At 71.5% G+C, this 21,857-nt stretch carries 16 protein-coding genes; 11 read left to right on the top strand and 5 right to left on the bottom strand.

Annotated features, from left to right (window positions below; translation table 11 throughout):
* The first annotated feature begins 60 nt into the window (after positions 1–60).
* The 11 genes from ACIBK3_RS10850 to argF all read left to right on the top strand — a co-directional run bounded on the left by ACIBK3_RS10850 (position 61) and on the right by argF (position 18,374).
* Positions 61–1,545, top strand: coding sequence for a 3' terminal RNA ribose 2'-O-methyltransferase Hen1 (locus tag ACIBK3_RS10850; protein WP_399364121.1), 1,485 nt, complete (start codon positions 61–63; stop codon positions 1,543–1,545).
* Positions 1,542–4,109 (top strand): polynucleotide kinase-phosphatase, encoded by a 2,568-nt coding sequence (locus ACIBK3_RS10855; RefSeq protein ID WP_399364123.1) that lies wholly within the window; start codon positions 1,542–1,544, stop codon positions 4,107–4,109. Before ACIBK3_RS10850 ends, ACIBK3_RS10855 begins: the two co-directional genes overlap by 4 nt.
* 130 nt (positions 4,110–4,239) lie before the next feature.
* On the top strand, positions 4,240–5,826 hold the full coding sequence (locus tag ACIBK3_RS10860) for a hypothetical protein (RefSeq protein ID WP_399364125.1): 1,587 nt from the start codon (positions 4,240–4,242) through the stop codon (positions 5,824–5,826).
* The gene (locus ACIBK3_RS10865; protein ID WP_399364127.1) at positions 5,823–6,881 is read left to right on the top strand and encodes an AAA family ATPase; all 1,059 of its coding nucleotides are present in this window, start codon (positions 5,823–5,825) and stop codon (positions 6,879–6,881) included. Before ACIBK3_RS10860 ends, ACIBK3_RS10865 begins: the two co-directional genes overlap by 4 nt.
* On the top strand, positions 6,881–11,128 hold the full coding sequence (gene fxsT / locus ACIBK3_RS10870) for an FxSxx-COOH system tetratricopeptide repeat protein (RefSeq protein ID WP_399364129.1): 4,248 nt from the start codon (positions 6,881–6,883) through the stop codon (positions 11,126–11,128). Before ACIBK3_RS10865 ends, fxsT begins: the two co-directional genes overlap by 1 nt.
* Before the next feature lie 28 nt (positions 11,129–11,156).
* The gene (locus tag ACIBK3_RS10875; protein WP_399364132.1) at positions 11,157–11,600 is read left to right on the top strand and encodes a hypothetical protein; all 444 of its coding nucleotides are present in this window, start codon (positions 11,157–11,159) and stop codon (positions 11,598–11,600) included.
* Positions 11,601–11,671: 71 nt separating this feature from the next.
* Complete coding sequence (locus ACIBK3_RS10880; RefSeq protein ID WP_399364133.1) at positions 11,672–13,369, top strand: HEXXH motif domain-containing protein; 1,698 nt, start codon at positions 11,672–11,674, stop codon at positions 13,367–13,369.
* Positions 13,370–13,599: 230 nt separating this feature from the next.
* Positions 13,600–14,784, top strand: a complete 1,185-nt coding sequence (locus ACIBK3_RS10885) for a hypothetical protein (protein ID WP_399364135.1) — start codon at positions 13,600–13,602, stop codon at positions 14,782–14,784.
* On the top strand, positions 14,781–15,920 hold the full coding sequence (locus tag ACIBK3_RS10890; RefSeq protein WP_399364137.1) for a caspase family protein: 1,140 nt from the start codon (positions 14,781–14,783) through the stop codon (positions 15,918–15,920). The genes ACIBK3_RS10885 and ACIBK3_RS10890 overlap by 4 nt, the downstream gene beginning before the upstream one ends.
* Positions 15,921–16,041: 121 nt before the next feature.
* The gene (locus ACIBK3_RS10895) at positions 16,042–17,265 is read left to right on the top strand and encodes an arginine deiminase (protein WP_399364139.1); all 1,224 of its coding nucleotides are present in this window, start codon (positions 16,042–16,044) and stop codon (positions 17,263–17,265) included.
* 101 nt (positions 17,266–17,366) lie between these two features.
* Positions 17,367–18,374, top strand: a complete 1,008-nt coding sequence (gene argF / locus ACIBK3_RS10900; protein ID WP_399364141.1) for an ornithine carbamoyltransferase — start codon at positions 17,367–17,369, stop codon at positions 18,372–18,374.
* An 88-nt stretch (positions 18,375–18,462) separates the two neighbouring features.
* Here argF and ACIBK3_RS10905 read toward each other — a convergent pair whose 3' ends face one another.
* From ACIBK3_RS10905 to ACIBK3_RS10925, 5 genes are all read right to left on the bottom strand, one after another.
* Positions 18,463–18,915, bottom strand: coding sequence for an ATP-binding protein (locus ACIBK3_RS10905; protein ID WP_399364143.1), 453 nt, complete (start codon positions 18,913–18,915; stop codon positions 18,463–18,465).
* Positions 18,916–19,119: 204 nt separating this feature from the next.
* Positions 19,120–19,971: a PaaX family transcriptional regulator C-terminal domain-containing protein gene (locus tag ACIBK3_RS10910; RefSeq protein ID WP_399364144.1), complete on the bottom strand. Its 852-nt coding sequence runs from the start codon at positions 19,969–19,971 to the stop codon at positions 19,120–19,122.
* 131 nt (positions 19,972–20,102) lie between these two features.
* Complete coding sequence (locus tag ACIBK3_RS10915) at positions 20,103–20,297, bottom strand: DUF5999 family protein (RefSeq protein WP_030945334.1); 195 nt, start codon at positions 20,295–20,297, stop codon at positions 20,103–20,105.
* A 191-nt stretch (positions 20,298–20,488) separates the two neighbouring features.
* The gene (locus ACIBK3_RS10920; RefSeq protein ID WP_399364146.1) at positions 20,489–20,941 is read right to left on the bottom strand and encodes a flavodoxin family protein; all 453 of its coding nucleotides are present in this window, start codon (positions 20,939–20,941) and stop codon (positions 20,489–20,491) included.
* A 17-nt stretch (positions 20,942–20,958) separates the two neighbouring features.
* Positions 20,959–21,492, bottom strand: a complete 534-nt coding sequence (locus ACIBK3_RS10925; RefSeq protein WP_399364148.1) for a TerD family protein — start codon at positions 21,490–21,492, stop codon at positions 20,959–20,961.
* Positions 21,493–21,857: the final 365 nt, after the last annotated feature.

Genomic DNA, 21,857 nt, shown 5'->3' on the forward strand with positions numbered 1-21,857 from the left:
CTGGGGGCTCGCGCGCGTACGACACCCTTGTCTCATCCACCGGCCGGAGAGGCCTCCCACATGTTCCTGACGATCAGTACCACCGGCACCCCACAACGCCCCGCCACCGATCTCGGCTACCTGCTGCACAAGCATCCCGAGAAAGCGCAGGCGTTCAGCACCTCCTACGGCCAGGCGCACGTCCTCTACCCCGAGGCCGACGCCGAGCGCTGCACGGCGGCGCTGCTCCTGGAGGTCGATGCGGTGGCACTGGTCCGGCGAGGCAAGGGCAAGGGACGCGGCGGCGCCCCGAACGCGGCCCTCGCGCAGTACGTCAACGACCGCCCGTACGCGGCCTCCTCGCTGCTCGCCGTGGCGCTGAGCGGCGTGTTCTCCAGCGCGATGCGGGGCCAGTGCAACGCCAGGCCCGAACTCCCCGGGCAGACCAGGCCGTTGCGCATCGAGGTGCCCGCGCTTCCGGCCCGGGGCGGCCCGGAACTCGTACGGCGTCTCTTCGAGCCGCTCGGCTGGACGGCGACCGTGCAACCGGTGGCCCTGGACGGCGAGTTCCCGGAGTGGGGCGACTCGCGGTACGTGCGTCTCGTACTGGAGTCCGAGAACCTGACCCTCGCCGAGGCGCTGCGTCACCTGTACGTCCTGCTGCCCGTGCTCGACGACGCCAAGCACTACTGGGTGTCGTCCGACGAGGTCGACAAGTTGCTGCGCGCCGGTGAGGGCTGGCTGCCCGCGCACCCGGAGCAGAAGCTGATCACCAGCCGCTATCTGTCCCGCCGCTGGTCGCTGACCCGGGAGGCGATGGAGCGGCTGGAGCTGGTGCGGCTGGCCGAGGCCGACGACAGCGAGGTCGAGGAGATAGACAACGCGGTCGAGGCGGAGAGCGAGGCCGAGGAGAAGCCGACCCCGCTCGCCGTGCAGCGCCGGGAGGCGATCCTCGCCGCGCTCGGCGCGTCCGGCGCCACCCGGGTGCTCGATCTCGGGTGCGGGCAGGGCCAGTTGGTGCAGGCGCTGCTCAAGGACCCGCGGTTCACCGAGATCGTCGGCGTCGACGTGTCGATGCGGGCCCTCACCATCGCCTCCCGGCGGCTGAAACTCGACCGCATGGGGGAGCGGCAGGCCTCACGTGTCCAGCTCTTCCAGGGCTCGCTGGCCTACACCGACAACCGGCTCAAGGGGTACGACGCCGCCGTGCTGAGCGAGGTCATCGAGCACCTCGACCTGCCCCGGCTGCCCGCCCTGGAGTACGCCGTGTTCGGCGCGGCCCGTCCGCGCACGGTCCTGGTGACCACCCCGAACGTCGAGTACAACGTCCGCTGGGATTCCCTCCCGGCCGGCCATGTCCGGCACGGCGACCACCGGTTCGAGTGGACGCGCGCTCAGTTCCGCACCTGGGCCGAGGCGGTCGCCGTGCGGCACGGGTACGGTGTGCGGTTCGTCCCCGTCGGACCCGACGACCCGGAGGTGGGCCCGCCCACCCAGATGGCCGTTTTCGACATGAGCGGCGAAGCGACCAAGACCGGCAACGAGAAGGAGGCGACGGCGGCATGACGACCACTCAGAAGGGACGGGCCCTGCCCGTCACCGACCTCTCCCTCGTCGTACTGATCGGCGCGTCCGGTTCCGGCAAGTCGACCTTCGCCCGGCGGCACTTCAAGCCCACCGAGGTGATCTCCTCCGACTTCTGCCGCGGCCTGGTCTCCGACGACGAGAACGACCAGAGCGCGACCCGGGACGCCTTCGACGTCCTGCACTACATCGCCGGCAAGCGCCTGGCCGCCGGCCGCCGTACCGTCGTGGACGCGACCAGCGTGCAGTCGGACGCCCGGCGGCAGCTGATCGACCTGGCCCGGCAGTACGACGTACTGCCCATCGCCGTCGTGCTCGACGTGCCGGAGGAGGTGTGCGCCGAGCGCAACGCCGCCCGCCGGGACCGCGCCGACATGCCGCGCCGGGTCGTCCAGCGGCACATCCGCGAACTCAGGCGATCGCTCAGGCACCTGGAGCGCGAGGGCTTCCGCAAGGTGCACGTCCTGCGGGGTGTCGAGGACATCGACAACGCCACCGTCGTCACCGAGAAGCGCTTCAACGACCTGACCCACCTCACCGGCCCCTTCGACATCGTCGGCGACATCCACGGCTGTGCCCTGGAACTGGAGGCACTGCTCGGCAAGTTGGGCTACGTCGACGGCGTCCACCCGGAGGGCCGTACCGCGGTCTTCGTCGGCGACCTCGTCGACCGCGGCCCGGACAGCCCCGGAGTCCTGCGCCGGGTCATGTCGATGGTCGGATCGGGCAACGCCCTGTGCGTCCCCGGCAACCACGAGAACAAGTACGGCCGTCACCTGCGCGGCCGCAAGGTCCAGCACACCCACGGCCTGGCCGAGACCATCGAGCAGATGGAGGGCGAGAGCGAGGAGTTCCGCACGCGGGTACGGGAGTTCATCGACGGGCTCGTCAGTCACTACGTGCTCGACGGCGGCAGGCTGGTGGTCTGCCACGCCGGGCTGCCGGAGAAGTACCACGGCCGTACCTCCGGCCGGGTCCGCTCGCACGCGCTGTACGGCGACACCACCGGCGAGACCGACGAGTTCGGGCTGCCGGTGCGCTACCCGTGGGCGGAGGACTACCGCGGCCGGGCCGCCGTGGTCTACGGCCACACCCCGGTCCCGGAGGCCACCTGGCTCAACAACACGATCTGCCTGGACACCGGTGCCGTCTTCGGCGGCAAGCTCACCGCGCTGCGCTGGCCGGAGCGCGAGCTGGTCGACGTACCGGCTCAGCGGGTCTGGTACGAGCCGGCCCGGCCGCTGCGGTCTCAGGCGCCCGGCGGACAGGACGGACGCCCGCTGGACCTCGCGGACGTGCACGGCCGCCGGGCCGTGGAGACCCGGTACCAGGGGCGCGTCGCGATCCGCGAGGAGAACGCGGCGGCGGCCCTGGAGGTCATGAGCCGCTTCGCGGTGGACCCAAGGCTGCTGCCGTACCTCCCGCCGACCATGGCACCGACCGCCACCTCGCACATCGAGGGCTATCTGGAGCACCCGGCCGAGGCGTTCGCGCAGTACCAGGAGGACGGCGTCGCGCGGGTCGTGTGCGAGGAGAAGCACATGGGCTCGCGGGCGGTGGCCCTGGTGTGCCGGGACGCGGAGACGGCGCGGAAGCGGTTCGGCGTTGGGGCAGGCCCCACGGGGTCCCTCTACACCCGCACCGGCCGCCCCTTCTTCGACGACGAGTCGGTGACGGAGGAGATCCTGGGCCGTCTCCGGTCGGCGATCGACGAGGCCGGCCTGTGGACCGACCTCGCTGGGTCCAACAGCGCCTCCGGCGCGGGCGACTGGCTGCTCCTGGACGCCGAGCTGATGCCGTGGTCGCTGAAGGCGCAGGGCCTGCTGCGCAGCCAGTACGCGGCCGTGGGCGCCGCCTCCGGCGCCGTGTTCCCGGGCGCGCTGGCCGCCCTGGAGGGCGCGGCGGCGCGTGGCGTGGACGTCTCGGACCTGCTGGGCCGCCAGCGCGAACGAGCCGACGCGGCCTCGGCGTTCACCGACGCCTACCGCCGCTACTGCTGGAGCACCGACGGCCTGGACGGCGTACGCCTGGCGCCGTTCCAGATCCTCGCCGTCCAGGGCCGCAGCCTCGCCGCCCTGCCGCACGACGAGCAACTCGCCTGCATCGACCGCCTGGTGGAGCACGACGCGAGCGGTCTGCTGCAGACGACCCGCCGCCTGTACGTCGACACCGGTGACCCGGAGTCGGTGCGGGCGGGCGTCGACTGGTGGCTGGAGATGACCGGACGCGGCGGCGAGGGCATGGTCGTCAAGCCGGTCGGCGCGGTGGTCCGCAGTGACCAGGGGCGTCTGGTGCAGCCCGGCATCAAGTGCCGCGGCCGGGAGTACCTCCGGATCATCTATGGTCCGGAGTACACCCGCCCCGACAACCTCACCCGCCTGAAAGGCCGTTTCCTGAACCACAAGCGCTCCCTGGCGATCCGCGAGTACGCGCTCGGTCTGGAGGCCCTCGACCGGCTCGCCGAGGGGGAACCGCTGTGGCGGGTCCACGAGGCGGTGTTCGGGGTGCTGGCGCTGGAGTCGGAGCCGGTGGACCCGCGGTTGTGAGGCGGTGGGCGACGGTACGCCGTCGCCCACCCGCTCCCGTGGCCGCCGCCGCGCGGCGATCTGGTTCACCGCGATGTGACGTGCTAGCTTCGCTGGTCGGTCCAGAATGCCGCCCCATGGGGGAAGGTCGGTGGAGACAGCGGCGGAATCAGGTGAGTTCGGGCGTGCGTCGGCAAGAGACCTGCTGTTCCGCCTGACCGAGGCGCTGTGCGGGTTGGGCTGCCTCGAGGACCAGGCCGGGCGCCAGTATTTCGCCGGCGTCCTGTCCGAGCAGCTGAACGTCTCCGTCGACGTGCGGGGAGTGAAGCAGCGCGAGGACGTCGTCATCCTGGTGCGGACGGCACTCCGCGTACCCGAAGGGGAACGCGTGCTGGCCGATGTCGTGCGGGTCTTCGAAGGGTCCGCCGCGGCGGCCGAGATCGAACAACTGCTCGCGCCGGTCGGCGTGGCGGTGGGCACCGGCCCGTTGACCGGGGGACCGCTGACCGAGCAGGACATGACGTCCGCACTCGCCCTCCTGGAAACCGTGGCGGGGAGCCTGTCCGCGAGCGACCTGCGCGACAGCCTGGCGGGTGAGTTGCACTTCGATCTCCCGACGGGACTCACCGTCGCCCAGCTCTTCGCCTACGCAGGCGAACTGAACGTCCAGCCGGACGGACTTCCGCCCGCGGTCCTGCTCATGGACCATGCCGCCCGGCTGACCCGGATCCCGGATCGCCGGTCCGCGCTGTCGTCCTGGGGGCAGGACTGGGCGCGGCGCGCGGGACTGCTCCCCATGCTCGAACAGCGGCGTGGGGAACGGGTCGCCACCGCCGCGGACCCGACGATCCCGCGATGTCTGGTCGTAGCCGTCGAACCGGCTCGCGACGGCACCAGTGACGTCATCGTCCGGCCATGGCTGAACACCGTTCCCGGCCGCTGGCACCCTCAGCCGGGCGAACCCGAGACGACCAGCCTCGGCAGCCTGGGCACTGCCGTCGAGCGCGCTCTGCGGCAGGTCGTCCGGCTTTCGCCCGCCGCGCACGAGACGACCCCCGCGGACACCGAGTCCGCGCCGCCCTACGTCGAGTTCGTCCTCCCCTACGACCTGATCAACCACGATGTGGCGGGGATGACGTTCAGGTCGGGGGACGGCAGACCGCTGCCGTTGGGGCTGAAATACGGGGTGCACCTGCGCAGCCTGGAGCGCATGCGCAGCGACGACGCTCTGGTCCGGGCCCAATGGCTCGAGCGGTGGAACACGCTGCAGGGCCGTGGGATCGAGGTCCACGGTTGGAGGGCCGCCGACCCGCGCGGTCCGGGTGAATGGCAGGCAGCCCTGGCGGCCAGGCCCAGCCGCACGGCCACGGTGCTCGACGCACCTGACGGGGGGCCGGCGACGGAGGCGCTGAAGGCAGCCATCGCCGAAGGCATCGGTCTTGCCGTGTGGGACCGCAGAGGGGAGTTCATGGCGGAACGACGGGAAGTGGTCACGGCCGTGTTCGCCGCCGTACGCACACCCGCCCAGCTCCCCGTCGCGATCCATCGGCTCAGGCGAACCGCTCAGCTCCATCCCGAAGGACCGCTGCTGCTGGGCCGGCACATCGCGTTCTTCTGGGACGATCCGCACCGGCTCGTGGACATGCAGCCCGCCGCGGACTACGACATCGAGCAGGAGCACCACGTCGTCCATCCCCACAGCATGAGCACGATCGACAGTGAGGAGACTCCCGTATGAGCGGGCCGGACCCGGTGAGCGAACACGGCTGGCGCTTCTTCCACGCCACGGGAGCCGCACCGAGCGGACCGCCGCCCCGGCTGCCGCCGCCGCCTCCGTGGCGCCGCTTCCGAGGCGGCCCCGCGCAGCCCGCGCCGCCCGACGACGACGAGGCCGCGCTGCGTCGGCTTGGCCACGTCGACATCGTTCCGCACCTGGACGGCGACAGCATCGACGCAGTCAACGCCGCCTTGCTGCTGCGGCGCCCGCTGCTCGTCACCGGGGCACCCGGGGTGGGCAAGTCCACCCTCGCCTATCTGCTCGCCCGTGAGCTGGGCCTCGGACGCGTCCTCGAGTGGAACATCGTCAGCCGCACCAAGCTGCGCGACGGCCTGTACGAACACGACGCCCTGGGCCGGGCCCAGGCCATCGGCGCCTGGCGAGCAGGCCTGACGACCGGCACGGAGGAGACCCCGGAATCCGGTGCGGAGCGGCCGCGGCCTCCCTACCTGGGCGACTACATCACCTTGGGCTCGCTGGGCACCGCGCTGTTACCGCACGACCGCCCGCGCGTCCTGCTCATCGACGAACTCGACAAGAGCGACATCGACCTGCCCAACGACCTGCTGCACGTCATGGAGAACGGCAGCTACGACATCCCGGAACTGGTGCGGGACGCCCAGGACGTCGCGCGGGTGCACACCAGCGATCCGGACCGGTACGCCGAAGTACGGCAAGGGCGGGTGGAGTGCCGGGAGTTCCCGGTCGTGGTCATCACCAGCAACGGGGAGCGGGAGTTCCCGGCCGCCTTCCGCAGGCGTTGCCTTCCTCTCGAGATGCCCGTGCCCACCCGGCAGCAGCTGCTCGCCATCGTGGCGAGTCACCTCGGGACCTGCCCGCCGGGCGCGGACGATCTGGTCGACCTCTTCGCCACCCGGGTGGAGGCCGGCGGGACGCACTCACTGGACCAACTGCTCAACGCCGTTCAGATGACCACCGCGGGAGTCTTCCGGAACGACGAGCGGGGACGCAAGCTCATGGAGATGCTGCTGCGCGACCTCGCCAAGGGGCGCTGATGGACGGTTCTCCGAGGGAGCGCGCACCCGGACCTGAGAGCGGACATGCCGACTCGCCGGAGTCCGCTCCGCGTTGGCAGGAGCTGGCAGACGCCGTCTGGCTGAGCGCGCACTGGATCCGGGCCGGCCGCGCGCCCACGCCCCGCACCGAGAGGGCGGATACCCGGGTGCCGGCCACCGACGCCCCGGCGTCCCCCGTCGGGCGGCCGCCCGAGCCGGGGCCGGACGGCGGCCAGGCCGCCGCCGACGGTGCCCCCCTGCCCCTCCCGGACCCTGAGGGCACCGGCAGAATGCAGCTGGGGCGACCCGTTCTGCCACGGCAGCGGCCGGGCGAACCGGCACCGGGCGGTGTCCCGTCCGCACAACTGGCGCGCGCCCTGCACCGGTTGGCACGCCAGGTGCCGTCCCACGACGCCGTGCAGCTCGACGAAGAAGCCACGGCGGAGCGGGGCGTGTCCGACGAGCTGTGGATGCCGTGGTTCCGTCCGGCGGACGCCACCGCGTTCGACCTGGTTCTCCTCGTCGACGACGCCCCGACCATGGCGATCTGGGGCCGGGAGACCGCGGGTCTGCACGCGGCGGCCGAACACAGCGGTGCCTTCCGGGCCGTACGTACGGTCAAACTGGTCGTTCCCCGGGCCGGGAAGCCGTCGCTGCGATGGGGGGCGGGACGGACACCGGTCGACCCGGGAGAGATCCTCAACGGGCGGGCGGACCGCGTCTTCCTCGTGATCACGGACGGCCTGGGACACGGCTGGGCCGGGTCCGCCGCCGACCAGTTGCTCGAGCGCCTGGGCCGGGCGGGGCCCACGGCCATCGTCCACCTGCTGCCCCCACACCTGCGCCGTCGTTCCTCGCTCCACCCGTACCAGGCCGCCCTGGAGGCAGGTGGCTTCGGCGCGTCCAACACCCGTCTGCGTCACCGGGAACCGGTCGTAGGGTCCGACCCCTTGCGGCCGCTGCCCGACACCGGTGGACGCTCCGTTCCCGTACCCGTGCTGTCCCTGAAGCCGGATTCCCTCGCCGCCTGGGCCGACCTGGTCGTAGGGGAGCGCGGCGTGCGCCGTGATCTGCCTGTCGCCGTGACGGGTGCCCTCGCCCAGGGCGCTCCCGCGCCGGGACTGCGCGCCCCCCGGGTGAGGACGGCCGCCCTCCCCGCCGTACGCCTCTTCCTCACCCTCGCCACCCCGAAGGCACGCCGGCTCGCCACCCAACTGGCCGTTGTGCCACTCGAGTTCGATCTCGTGGACCAGCTGCGACGACGCACCATGCCGGAAACCGGACCCGACCACCTCGCCGAGATCCTGATGGGCGGACTCATCGACTGGGACCGCGGCGGGGGGCACCCGGAGTTCGCCGACGGAGTACGCGAGGCACTGCTGGCCACCACCACTCGATCCCAGCTCGCGCGCACCGTCGCCGTGGTGGGCGCCCTGCCCGCCGCGGGCGAGCGCGGTGTCGCGCTGCGCGCCGCCCTGCACGATCCGACCGGCACCACGCTGCCCGACCCCGGCGACGTGGAGTGGCGGCGTACGGAACTGGCCGTCATGCGGGCGTTGTCCGGGCCCTATGCCGAGCGCGCCCGGCGGATCGAGGCGGACGCCGACGTCACACCGGCGCCGCAGAGCGCGTCGGCCGAGCCGGTGGGCTCCCCGCCCACGTACGGCACACCACTTGAAGCGGAACACGCAGGACGTTCCGACCGGACCAGGGAACGCGTGGAGGCATCGCCGGGCATGGAGAGCAAGGTGACGGGATCGCCGGCCCTACTGGTGAACGTTCCCCTGAGGAACACGTCGTTCGTCGGCCGGCAGGCACTCCTGAGAGCAGTCGAGGAGCAGTTGGGGGCCCAGGACACCGCGGCCGTGCTGCCGCACGCGCTGCACGGCATGGGCGGCGTCGGCAAGTCCCAGTTGGCCCTCGAGTACATCTACACCCATATGTACGACTACGAGGTCATCTGCTGGGTCTCCGCCGAGCGGGAGAGTCTCATCCTGTCCTCGCTGGCCACCCTGGCCGCTCAGCTCGGCATCACGCCCGCGGGACAGGACATCGCCGCGAACATGGCCGTACCCGCCGCCCTGGAGGCGTTGCGCACGGGGGTGCCGCACGGCAATTGGCTGCTCGTCTTCGACAACGCGGAGGACGTCGACGCGGTGCGCCGGTACTTTCCCGCCAACGGGCCCGGGAAGGTCATCGTCACCTCCCGCAACCGCGCCTGGGAACGGGTGGCGACCCCGCTGCCGGTGGACGTCTTCGAGCGGGCGGAGTCCGTCGAACTGCTCCAGAAGCGCTCGCCGGATCTGACGGTGGAGGACGCCGACCGGCTCGCCGAGGCTCTCGGTGACCTGCCGCTCGCCGTCGAGCAGGCGGGAGCCTGGCGTGCGGTCACCGGCATGCTGGTCGACGAGTACCTCGACCTGCTCGGCCGCCGCAGCCCGGAGATCCTGGAACTCGACCCCGCCCCCGACTACCCGGTTTCCGTCGCTGCCGCCTGGGACATCTCACTGGAACACCTTCAGGAGAGCAATCCCGGGGCCCGTCAACTCCTCGACGTCTGCGCCAACATGGCGCCGGAACCGATCCCGCGTTCCATGCTCCGGGGCAGCCGGGGGGTCACCCTCACGCCCGAGATCGACCCCCTGCTGCGCGAGTCGATCAAACTGAACCGGGCCATCCGTGACCTCAGCCAGTTCTCCCTGATCAAGGTGGACCCGCGGTCGGACACCGTGCAGATGCACCGGATGCTGCAGACCGTGCTCCTCGCCAAGCTGCCGCCCCAAGAGCGGGAGCGCATGCGGGACGCCGCCCACCAGTTGCTGTCGGCCGCCAAACCCGGCAACTACGCCTCGTCCCTGGAGTGGCGGGAGTACCAGGCTCTGCTGCCCCACCTGCTCACCTCCCAGGCGGTGACCAGCACGGACACCTGGGTGCGGGAACTCATCCACGACACCGCGCTGTTCCTCTATTACTGGGGCGACTACCAGACAGCGGTGGACCTGGCCCGGCAGGCCTGGACCGCCTGGCTCGCGGCCTCCGGTGAGGAGGACATCCACGTCATCCGCATCACGAAGATCTTCGCGTTCCTGCTGCGCGTCGTCGGGCAGGTGGCCGAGTCCATACCGCTGACGGAGCAGGCCCTGGCGGTGTCACGCCGCATCGACGTCGCCCCGGAGGACCTCGTCGACTCGCTCTGCGCCATGGCCGACGCCCGGCGCTACGGAGGCAGGTTCGAGGAGGCCCGCGACCTGGGCCGGGAGGCGACGGAGCTGGCCCGCTCGCGGTTCGGCGCGGACGACCCGACGACCCTGTGGGCCACGCACAGTCTGGCCGTCGACCTGCGGCTGTGCGGTCAGTTCCGGGAGGCGATGCCGTTGGACCAGGAGAACGCGCGGATGCGGGAGCAACTCTTCGGCCCCGCCAACTTCTTCACGCTCAACACGCTCAACGCGCTCTCCACCGACATGCGCGAGAGCGGTGACTACCCGGGCTCCCGGGACTTCCAGGAGGACGTCTACCGCAGGGCTCGTGCCGCGCTCGGTGAGGACAACCCGCTCACCCTGCGCATCGCCCGCAACCTCGCCGTCTGCCGACGCCGCGACGGGGCGCTCGCCGAAGGGGCCAGGCTCAGCGAGGAGACACTGCGACGCTTCGTCGTCCGCTACGGGCCCGACGACGTCGATTCGCTCGCGACGGCGATCAACCTCTCCGTCGACCTGCGCCTCGCCGGCGACCTGGACCGCTCGCGTCGGCTTGCCGAGGAGACCACACAGCGATATGCGCGTCTGCTCGGCGAGAGGCATGCGTTCACCTTGCTGTCCAAGGCCAACACGGCCGCGACCCTGCGCGCGTTCGGAGCCCTGGACGCCGCCCGCGAACTGGAGGACGATGCCGCCCGTCTGCTGGCCGAGACGGTGGGATCCCACCACGTGACGACACTCACCGTGGAGCTCGGCCGGGCCAACACCGTCTACGCCCGGCTGGACTTCGAGCGCGCGTGTGAGATCGACGAGGCCGGCCTGCCGAAGCTGGCCGAGGCCGTCGGCGAGCACCACCCGCTGACCTTGGCCTGCACCGCGAATCTGGCTCTGGACCTCAGAGGGCTGGGCCGCGGTGCCGAGGCCGACGAGTTGCAGCGAACAGCGGTGGACGGGTTCACCCGTGTCGTCCGTTCGTTGCATCCCTGGCTCCTCGCGGCCCGGCAGCGCCGTCGCATCGAATGCGACCTGTCACCGATGCCGCTGTAGGGCCGGACAGCGGGACCGACTCAGTACGATGAATCCGGCCATCCGAGTGAAGTTCGACGTCGAGCGGGCGGTGCTGCCGCGCGCGTGTACGACCCGAACCGCCCTGGAGTCCGGCGCACTGGCGTATACGCCCGACGGACGAAATCCCGCGGCCGTCGTGTGGGATGATCTGGCGGTCGCCGGTTTCGGCCACGCGTACCGGTACCCGGTACCGCGACGTAGTACGAAGAGGGGAAGCATCTTGCACCGGCCGCAGATCCAGCCGTCCGGAGCTCCATCAGCCGCCCGTGAGCAGACTCCCGGGGCGGGTGTCCCGTGCTGGGAATCCGACCTGCTGGATCTGGCTCATGTGGCTGTCTCCGCCCTCGACTCGGTGGCCCCGCTCAGCCGTGCCGACCGGCTCCTGGACGAGGTGCTGCGCCCGCGCGGCAGCATGCGGGGCGGCGGCGAGCCAGGAGGCAGGGCGGAGTAACGGCGTCGCCCTTCGCACCCCTACGGAGGTCTCCGGGAATGAGTCCCGAGCAGCCCCATCCTCCACTTCGCATGCCCGGCCACCTTTTTGCGGAACTGGCCACCGGCGGCGGTTCGCCCGAGGCTCTTGCCTTCCTCGAGCGTGGCGAGAGGGCACGCAGACTCCTGCTTCTGCGGACGCTCCACGCGCACCTCGACTCCCTCCCCGCACCGCTCTCACCGCCCGCGGACCTGTGGCGCACCCTCGTCTCCGCGGCCGGACAGGACCCGGAGGCAGTCGACCGGCTGCTTCTCGTCCCGCAGGTCGGCGGCTGGCTGGCGCATGTCCTGCGCCAGCTGCACGGCACCGCGCAAGGCCCGCCCCTCTGGGCGGAGACGGGCCGGCTGGGAGCACTGGCGATCACGGCGGCACTCCTCGCGCGCACGGAGGCCGACCTCGTCGTCCCGCTGGTCGACGGCGCGCTGCACCTTCCCGGTCTGGGAACGGCCCGCCTGACGGACCCCGGGACCGAGCCCGTCTCCGGCAGAGCCAGGACGAGCGGCGGCGAACTGACCCTGACAGTGCCTGCGTCGCGTTCCCAGGCTCTCGCCACCTCCGCGATCACCCTCACCTGCCGGCCCGACACGGTGTCCGTGCACGAGGAGACCGCCCAGGTGGAGGAGGGGCCCCGATGGATTCCGTTGCGCACCCTCACCCACCATGCTCCCGAGGGCACGGTCGCCATCCCACTCGACGACCTCGATCCGTACCGTGATCTCGGCGAGCCCGTGACTCCCGCCCGGCTCGACGGCGATGAAGCCGCCGTGTGGCAGGACATGTTCGACGAGGCCGCCGCACTGCTCACCGGGCCGGGCCGCGAACCGGGCCCCGGCCGGCTCGACCCCTCCGCCATCCGGGCCGTGGTGCCCTGGGGACGTACGAGCGTCGACCCACCGCCTTCACCCGACGTACGGGTCTCCGCCACGAGCGGGGATTCCTACGCCGCCATGCTCATCGCCCGCCCCGCTTCCGCTGTCTCCCTCGCCGAAACGCTCGTCCACGAGTTCCAGCACAGCAAGCTTGCCGCCCTCCTCCACCTCTTCCCCCTCCTCGACGACGATCGCGCCGAGCGGTACTACGCCCCCTGGCGGGCCGACCCGCGCCATCTCACCGGCCTCCTGCACGGGGCCTACGCCTTCACCGGTGTCGCCGGATTCTGGCGCGACCGGCTGTCCGAGCCGGAGCACGCCGAGACCGCCGCCTATCACTTCGCGCTGCGTCGCGTGCAGAGCCGGCTGGTCGTACGCACCCTGCAGACGAGCGGACGGCTCACCGCGCAGGGCCGTGCGCTCGCGGCGGGGCTCGCCCGCACACTGGACGACTGGCTGCGCGAACCTGTCGACCCGGCGGCCCTGTTCCGGGCCCGTACGGCGGCCGCGCTGCACCGTACGGAGTGGCGGCTGCGCAATGCCGGGCCACCGGATGCCCACGGAGAGGGTGCGGCGTCGACGTCCCGCGTTCTCGTGCTCCGCGCCGATCGCACCAGTTGGCCTGACGTTCGCACCCACGCGTTCGCCGAACGCCCCGCCGTCCCGCGCACCGCCGACGAGTACCTGGCGGTCGGCGACGCGGCCACCGCACTCGACCTGTACGCCGACGCGCTGTCCGCCGACCCCGCCGACCCCCATGTCCTCGCCGGCTGGATCGTGGCCCGATCGGCCCTCTCTCCCGGCCGCGACAGCCGCCGCATGCTGGCCCGCCCCGAACTGCTCCAGCCCCGACCCGTGTAGAACCGCACCGCCGGCCGCGCGCTCGACCCGCGCGGGTCGGGCCGCGGGCGGAGGCCGACGCGTTTCGGCGCAACGGCATTCCCGCTCCCGTACGGCCGAGGCACTCACGACATGGACGACGGACGCACCGCGACTCACCCATTGCGTGAACGCAACTGCCCACGGAGACTGGTGAGTCGGCGTCCTTCGGATGCCGTGCACAGCGCTGCGGCAGTGTCACGGGGGGACACATGACGGCGGTCGTCTTCATCCACGGGACAGGAGTGCGCGAGCCGGGCTTCTCCGCGCTGGCAGGGCGGTTCGCGGCGGAACTGGCCGCACTGCGCGACGGACTGCGGATCGTGCCGTTCTACTGGGGAGGAGCGCACGGTGCCACCCTCGCCGCCGGCGGGGCGAGTCTGCCTCCGGCGCGGGGCACCAGCCGCGGTCCGGCGGGGCCACCGGCCGGACCGGACACCGTCGATCCGGCCGACGTGGTGGCCGCCGCATGGGGCGCGCTGTACACCGACCCGTACGCCGAGCTCGCCCTCGCCGCCGGTGTGAAACCCGCCGCCGCGGAGCTTCCGCCAGGGTCCGTACCGCCACAGCAGAAACTCCAGGCGCAGCTTGCCGCGCTAGCCGCCCAGGGGGATGTACCCGCCGCCGAACTGGGCCCGGGCCTGGCGCGCGCAGCCGTCGATCTGGCCGCCCATCCGGTGCTCGGCCCCGCGGCCGACGCCCTGGATCCCGACGACCTCGCGGCCCTCGCCGCCCGCTCTCTGACTGCCCGCGTCATCGCGGACGGCCTCGCCGCCGACGTCCCGTTCCTGCCGGTCGGCGACGTCCGTGACGCCGTCACCGAGCGGCTCGCCCAGCTCCTCGGCGCAGCGCCCCAGGGCGTGGAACGCTCAGTGCGCTCCCTGTTGCTGAGGGCCGCGGGATCGGCCGTCTCCGGTGCCGCGGTACGCCGACGACGGGCCCTGACGCAGGCTGCCCACCCCGCCGCCGGCGACATCCTGCGCTATCTCAGCCGCGGTGAGCCGGTCCGCGCCGACCTGCGGCTGCTCGTCGCCGGCCTGGAGCCGCCCGTCGTGATCGTCGCCCACAGCCTCGGCGGCATCATCGCCCTGGACACGTTGATCGCCACGCCGCTGCCCCAGGTCCGGTTGTTGGTGACCGTCGGCTCCCAGGGCCCCTTCCTGTACGAGTCGGGCTCCCTGCCCTGTCTTGAACACCCCGCGCCGCTGCCCCCGCACGTTCCCGACTGGCTGAACCTGTACGACCCCCGCGACCTGCTCGCCTACTCGGGCGCGGAACTGTTTCCCGGGCGTGTCACGGACATCGCCGTCGACAGTCGCCAGCCCTTCCCCGCCGCGCACAGCGCGTACTGGACGCATCCCGAGGTGTACCGGCACATCGTGGACCGCCTGCCGTGACCGGCCGCCGAGCGGATGCCGGGCCGCCTCCCGTGGACCCGGCCCGCGTACACGCACTCGTCGTCGGGATCGAGGCCTATGACGCGGGTTCCGGCTGGGACCTGCCCGGACCGGCCCGGGACGCCGTACGCTTCCGTCGGCTGCTCCAGGCCGCCGGGGTGCCGGACGCGCAGCTCCACCTCCACCTGGCTCCCTTGGCGCCGTATCAGCCCGACGTGCCCTACCGACCCGCCGATCACGCCACGCTGCGCCGTGTCCTGGTCCGGGAACTCGCGTCGGCCCGTGGCGAGGTCCTGTGGGTGTGGTGGGGCGGACACGGAGTGCTCGACCGCTCCGGTCACCTGCGGCTGTTCTGCGCGGACGCCACCACCGACGACAAGGTGGGTATCGACTTGGACTCCGCGCTCGCCCGGTACTCCGGTGACGCCGTGCCCGGTCTGCCCCGGCAGCTGTGGATCGTCGATGCCTGTGAGACCTTCGAGGAGGCCCTCGCCTTCCGGGAGCCGCTCCCGCCCGACGCCCTGCCCGTCGGGCAGCGCACCCTCGCGCACCAGCAGACCGTGCTGCGTGCCGCGGGCCGAGGCCGGGCCGCCGCCAACGATCCGGTCCGCGCCACCGGGTTGTTCTCCGAGGTGCTGCTCGATCTGCTGACCGGCCGTGCCGCCGTACTGCCCGCCCCACCCGATCCGGAGGAACTGTTTCCGGCTGTGCGGGCCCGCATCCTGACCCTGAGGGAGGCGGGGCGAACCCTGCAGTACCCCGAGATTCGCCTGCAGAGCCCCGAACGGACCGAGGTGCTGGTCGCCGAGCCGCCCCAGGAAAGGCGTTCCCTGCGGCCGCTCGTCCGGGCGGTGGACGCCCTGCTCGCCTATCCGCTGATGGCCGACCCCGCCGAACGCCAGACGGTGGTCGCCGCGTTGGGTCCTCGCCTCACAGGGACGATGTCGCGTCACAGCAAGGCCCGTACGGACGCCACCAACATTCTGAACGTGCTCGTCCGACACCATCCCGAGGCGTTGTGGGACCTGTACGACGCCGTGGTGTCCGTCGACGACGATCCCGGGCGCGCGAGTGCGCTGTCCGACGCCCTGAGGGAACTGCGGGCGGCTGGGGAGTCCGCGCGCGGGCGGGGCTGACCGGGTCGCGCGATCACGCTCCGGCCGGCGTCTCGGCCCGCTGCCGCGCTCCGATGGCCGGGCCGAGCCAGGTCGTCACGAGCGAGGGGTGAAACCGCCCCCCAGTGGTCAGGATGGAGGCATGGGATTCCACGTCGACTCCGAGGCCGGCCCGCTGCGCCGCGTCATCCTGCACCGGCCGGATCTTGAGCTCAAAAGGCTCACCCCGAGCAACAAGGACACGTTGCTCTTCGACGACGTGCTGTGGGTGCGGCGGGCGCGGGCCGAGCACGACGGGTTCGCCGATGTGCTGCGTGACCGCGGGGTCGCCGTCCACCTTTTCGGCGATCTGCTGACCGAGGCCCTGGAGATCCCGGCGGCACGCTCGCTCGTCCTGGACCGGGTCTTCGACGAGAAGGAGTACGGGGTGCTCGCCACCGACCACCTCCGTGCCGCCTTCGAGAACCTGCCCGCGGCCGAGCTGGCCGAGTCCCTGGTCGGGGGGATGACCAAGAGGGAGTTCCTGGAGGCGCACCCCGAGCCGACCTCCGTGCGCTTCCACGTCATGGAGCTCGACGACTTCCTCCTGGCGCCCCTGCCCAACCACCTCTTCACCCGGGACACCTCCGCCTGGATCTACGACGGCGTCTGCGTCAACGCCATGCGCTGGCCCGCCCGGCAGCGCGAGACCGTGCACTTCGAGGCGATCTACCGGCATCACCCGCTGTTCCGCGAGGAAACGTTCCACGTCTGGTCCCAGGGACAGGCCGACTACCCGTCCACCATCGAGGGCGGTGACGTCCTCGTCATCGGCAACGGCGCGGTCCTCATCGGCATGAGCGAGCGCACCACGCCCCAGGCCGTCGAGATGCTCGCGCACAAGCTGTTCGACGCCGGCTCCGCGCAGACCATCGTGGCCCTCGACATGCCCAAGCGCCGCGCCTTCATGCACCTCGACACCGTGATGACGATGGTCGACGGCGACACCTTCACCCAGTACGCGGGGCTCGGCATGCTCCGCTCGTACACCATCGAACCGGGCGTCGGCGACAAGGAGCTCAAGGTCACCGACCACCCGCCGGAGCACATGCACCGCGCGATCGCCGCCGCCCTCGGGCTGAGCGAGATCCGGGTCCTCACCGCCACCCAGGACGTGCACGCGGCCGAGCGCGAGCAGTGGGACGACGGCTGCAACGTACTGGCCGTCGAGCCGGGAGTCGTCGTCGCCTACGAGCGCAACGTCACCACCAACACCCACCTGCGCAAGCGGGGCATCGAGGTGATCGAGATCCCGGGCAGCGAGCTGGGGCGGGGGAGAGGCGGGCCGCGCTGCATGAGCTGCCCGGTCGAACGGGGTGCCGTATAGCCGGCCGTGGAGGTGTACGGGCGCGCGATGCCTGTATAAAAATTCTGAATGTCGTATAGACTTCCGAAGGTTCCTGTCCCTGCACCTCTGGAGACGCCCCCATGGCGACAGTCCCGACCGCCCTCGCCGGCCGCCACTTCCTCAAGGAGCTCGACTTCACCGAGCGCGAGTTCCTCGGCCTGATCGAGCTGGCCGCCGAGCTGAAGGCCGCCAGGAAGGCCGGGACCGAGACGCGGTACCTGCGGGGCAAGAACATCGCGCTGATCTTCGAGAAGACCTCGACCCGCACCCGCTGCGCGTTCGAGGTCGCCGCCGCCGACCAGGGCGCCTCGACGACGTACCTGGACCCGTCGGGCTCACAGATCGGCCACAAGGAGTCCGTGAAGGACACCGCGCGCGTGCTGGGCCGGATGTACGACGGCATCGAGTACCGCGGGGACAGCCAGCAGAAGGTGGAGGAACTCGCTGCGTACGCCGGCGTGCCCGTCTACAACGGGCTCACCGACGACTGGCACCCCACCCAGATGCTGGCCGACGTGCTCACCATGACCGAGCACACGAGCAAGCCGGTCAGCGAGATCGCCTTCGCCTATCTCGGCGACGCCCGCTTCAACATGGGCAACTCCTACCTGATCACCGGCGCGCTGCTCGGCATGAACGTCCGGATCGTCGCACCCCAGGCGTACTGGCCCGCCGAGGAGATCATCGCCCGCGCCCTCAAGCTCTCCGAGACCAGCGGCGCCCGCATCACCCTCACCGAGAAGGTCGAGGAAGGAGTCCTCGGTGCCGACTTCGTCGCCACCGACGTCTGGGTCTCCATGGGTGAGCCCAAGGAGGTCTGGGAGGAGCGGATCGCCGCCCTCTCCCCGTACGCCGTGACCATGGACGTCCTGCGCGCCACCGGCAACCCGGACGTGAAGTTCCTGCACTGCCTGCCCGCCTTCCACGACCTGGGGACGAAGGTCGGCCAGGAGATACACGAGACCTACGGCCTCGACTCCCTGGAAGTGACCGACGAGGTCTTCGAGTCCTCCCACTCGGTGGTGTTCGACGAGGCGGAGAACCGGCTGCACACCATCAAGGCCGTCCTGGTCGCCACCCTCGCCTGACGAGGTCGCGGGTCACGCACTGACGTCTCGCGCCCCTTCTTGTGTCTCGGCCTGTGTCTCGTCCTGTGTCCCGCCGTGTGTCACGAGGTCACACCGGACGCCGCTGAGCCGGCACGGTCGGCAGGGTGAACCACACCGCCTTGCCGGACTCGGTGGGGCGGTGGCCGCAGGACGAGCTGAGCGCGCGGATCAGCAGCAGACCGCGCCCGTGCTCCTGCCAGGGGTCGGGCTCGATGTCCACCGGGAGGGTGAGGCCGCCGGGCGGCGCCGGGTCCGGGTCGTGCACCTCGACCTGGCAGCCGGTCGGCAGCAGCTCCACCACCAGCTCTATCGGCGCGTCCCCGACGGTGTGCTCCACCGCGTTCGCCACCAGCTCCGCCGTCAGCAGCTCCGCGGTGTCGCTGTCGGCCCCGTGTTCCAGCTCCGCCAGCGCGGCACGCACCAGGGCGCGGGCCACAGGCACGGCCGCGGCGGAGTGCGGCAGCGCGATGCGCCACGAGGCGGAGGCTGGGGGGCGTTCGTGCAAGGCGGTTCCGTTCATGAGCAGGCTGTCCTGCTTTCAACCTTATGCATGGTACGGCGCCGCCCCGAAGAGATCTTCGACGGGCACCGTACGGGACCGTCGGCCCCGTTGCCGGGCGGCATACCCATGGCGACGGCTTGCCTCGCGCGCCTGCTCCCGCCGTTGCCGGTCTGTCGACGAGCCGTGACGGATGTGACCGGGCCGGGTCACATCCGGGCGGCTCTATCGTGCGTTCGTCACGGCCACGATGGGGCCACGCATCACACCCCCCACGAACGCGGCCCCCGCGTCGCGCAGCCGCTCGTGCAGGCCCCGGAACACCTCGGCCGACCGGGTGCCCGGCCAGTCGCCGGGCAGCAGCGGGGCGGGCAGGCCGGGATCGGCGTAGGGGAGACGGCGCCAGGAGTCCAGGGCGAGGAGGTAGTCGCGGTAGGCCTCCTCGGGCGGGGTGTCCGTCCGCCGCTCCCAGTCCTGCAGCACGGGCGCGTGCCGGTCGAGGAACGCCTCGTGCTCCTTGGCGATCGCCGCCAGGTCCCACCAGCGGGCGACGGCCTCCGCGGTCGGCGCGAAGCCCAGGTGCTCGCCGCGGAAGAAGTCGACGTACGGATCGAGCCGCAGCCGCCGCAGGGTGTGCCGGGCCTCCTCGTACAGCCGCGCCGGGGCCAGCCACACTCCCGGCGCCGCGGTGCCGAAGCCGAGGCCCGCCAGCCGGGAGCGCAGCACGTGCCGTTTCTGCCGCTCCGGCTCCGGCACGGAGAACACGGCGAGCACCCAGCCCTCGTCCTCCTCGGGCGGTGGGTGGTAGACGCGCCGGTCGCCGTCGTCGAGCAACTGGCGGGCGTCCGGCGACAGTTCGTACCCGGCCGCGCCCTCGGCGGTACGGGCCGGCACGAGCAGTCCGCGCCGTTTGAGCCGGGACACCGACGAGCGTACGGAGGGGGCGTCCACACCGACCGCGGCCAGCAGCCGGATCAGCTCGGCGACCGGGACCGGGCCGGGCACGAAACGGCCGTAGGCGCCGTAGAGCGTGACGATGAGGGACCGTGGTGCATGCTGGTCGGACACGTTGATCATCTTAGATCGTCGGCATCACCGCTGGTCACCACCGGTGCGCAGCTTGAATCGCTGGTGAAGCGGGACACGTCGAGGCGGAACTCGACGGCGTCGCGGTGCTGCATTGAGCGTCTGCGGCGATCGGACTGCGATCAGGCGGCGATCGTCAGCCGCTCGACGGGTGCCCGGTGCGGCGCGACGACCCGGCCGTCGGGCAGCAGTTCACCGGTGTCGTCGAAGACGATCGCGCCGTTGCAGAGCAGGTTCCAGCCCTGCTCGGGGTGGGCGGCGACCACGTGCGGAGCACGGCTGTCCGCTGCGGGGCACGAAGGCTGGTGGGTACACATGGCGCACCTCCACGTCGGTGACTCACGGTAGGAAGAACCTTCCGTACGGGTAGACCATCCTCCCGAGACGAACTCATCGGAATGGCCCGACGAGAAGCGTGACAACACGCGGACAACTCCCGGACCGTTCCCGGACGCTCGACGCGGACGCGAGCCCCGCTTCCCGCCTTCTCCCTTCCTTCTTTCCCCCGTCACCCCGTCAACCCCGCGGCGACCGTGGCACCGAGTTCCCAGCAGGCCTCGGTGTCCGCCTTGCCGGGCTCGCCCGTCACGGTCACCGCCTCGGCCGCCCGTCGCCAGCCCAGCCCCGTCGTGATCGCCTCGATGCCCCGCACCGCTCCGGTCACGTCGTTGCCGCCGTGCACGTAGTAGCCGAAGGGCCGGCCCCGCGTCTCGTCGAGGCACGGGTAGTAGACCTGGTCGAAGAAGTGCTTCAGGGCGCCGGACATGTAGCCGAGGTTGGCCGGCGTACCCAGCAGGTACCCGTCGGCGTCCAGCACGTCGGACGCCGTCGCGGCCAGCGCGGCCCGCCGCACGACCCGCACCCCCTCGATCTCCGGCGCCGTCGCCCCGGCGACCAGGGCCTCGAACATCGCCTGGCAGTTCGGCGAGGGCGTGTGATGCACGATCAGCAAGGTAGCCACAGGGCCATGCTGCCCGATCAGTGCGGTGTGGTGCTGCCCATCTCCGCGGTGAAGAGCACGGGGTCACTGTCGAACCCTCGGACGAACTCGTGGAACTCCCACGCTCCGGAGGCGTCCCGGGTGAACTCCGCGACCGTCGTGGCGGTGGATCCGGCCAGCTGAGCGAAGTCGTCCTTCAACAGCTCCCGGTACCCCTCGACCACCAGAACTCCCGCGTTCGACAGGTCACCGAAGGTTTTCGGCCCGCTGTTCTGGTGGATCGCCACGCCCACGACCACCCGTGCGAAGGAGGGCGCGAGGCGATCGAGTTCCAGGGTCATCGCCTCGACGTAGCCGAGGCCCTGACCGGTCTGGCTGTGCCGGCTCATGTTGATGGTGCCGTCCGGTGAGCGGCTGTCGAAGTGGACGACGTACACCGGACGCCCGTAGGGGGCGTCCGCCGAGTAGGTCGTGGCGATGATGTCGAGATGATGAGGCGGCTGATCCCAGGGACTCGGGTCCCACTTGAGCCGCACCTCGGCCTTCACCACTCCTTGGCTGCCGCTGCTCACCGGATCGCTGCCTCTCCCTGTCGAGCCACCACGGGGTTGACCCCGCATGGCAAGTATGGCTCCCGGGGATGTCGTTGAAGCCTTGCGCGGCTGGTTTCTTCGGCGGGCCGGTGAGTTCCTGGAGTGGCTCTGACGTGCGGGAGCGGTGGCGGGGCTCGACGGATCGCCGACGGATTGCGCCACGCCCGTCGGCATGTGGCTTTCTGGAACGGCTCTGGCGCGACGTTGAGACGCCGCGCCAGAGGAGACGGTTGGTTGTTCGGACGCATTGGGTGCCGCCGTCGGCGGGGAGCACTGTCCCCGCGATGAATCCGTCGCGCCGCCGACACTGGCCGCGACGGCCGCCGTACCTCGTCCTCGACGGG

Source organism: Streptomyces sp. NPDC050287 (assembly GCF_044459385.1).
Taxonomy (GTDB): Bacteria; Actinomycetota; Actinomycetes; order Streptomycetales; family Streptomycetaceae; genus Streptomyces.

Coding starts and splice junctions, on each gene's coding strand:
- ACIBK3_RS10865 (WP_399364127.1), top strand. CDS start 5,823: ATGAGCGGGCCGGACCCGGTGAGCGAACACGGCTGGCGCTTCTTCCAC.
- fxsT (WP_399364129.1), top strand. CDS start 6,881: ATGGACGGTTCTCCGAGGGAGCGCGCACCCGGACCTGAGAGCGGACAT.
- ACIBK3_RS10850 (WP_399364121.1), top strand. CDS start 61: ATGTTCCTGACGATCAGTACCACCGGCACCCCACAACGCCCCGCCACC.
- ACIBK3_RS10855 (WP_399364123.1), top strand. CDS start 1,542: ATGACGACCACTCAGAAGGGACGGGCCCTGCCCGTCACCGACCTCTCC.
- ACIBK3_RS10875 (WP_399364132.1), top strand. CDS start 11,157: ATGAATCCGGCCATCCGAGTGAAGTTCGACGTCGAGCGGGCGGTGCTG.
- ACIBK3_RS10915 (WP_030945334.1), bottom strand. CDS start 20,297: ATGTGTACCCACCAGCCTTCGTGCCCCGCAGCGGACAGCCGTGCTCCG.
- ACIBK3_RS10880 (WP_399364133.1), top strand. CDS start 11,672: ATGCCCGGCCACCTTTTTGCGGAACTGGCCACCGGCGGCGGTTCGCCC.
- ACIBK3_RS10910 (WP_399364144.1), bottom strand. CDS start 19,971: ATGATCAACGTGTCCGACCAGCATGCACCACGGTCCCTCATCGTCACG.
- ACIBK3_RS10905 (WP_399364143.1), bottom strand. CDS start 18,915: ATGAACGGAACCGCCTTGCACGAACGCCCCCCAGCCTCCGCCTCGTGG.
- ACIBK3_RS10895 (WP_399364139.1), top strand. CDS start 16,042: ATGGGATTCCACGTCGACTCCGAGGCCGGCCCGCTGCGCCGCGTCATC.
- argF (WP_399364141.1), top strand. CDS start 17,367: ATGGCGACAGTCCCGACCGCCCTCGCCGGCCGCCACTTCCTCAAGGAG.
- ACIBK3_RS10885 (WP_399364135.1), top strand. CDS start 13,600: ATGACGGCGGTCGTCTTCATCCACGGGACAGGAGTGCGCGAGCCGGGC.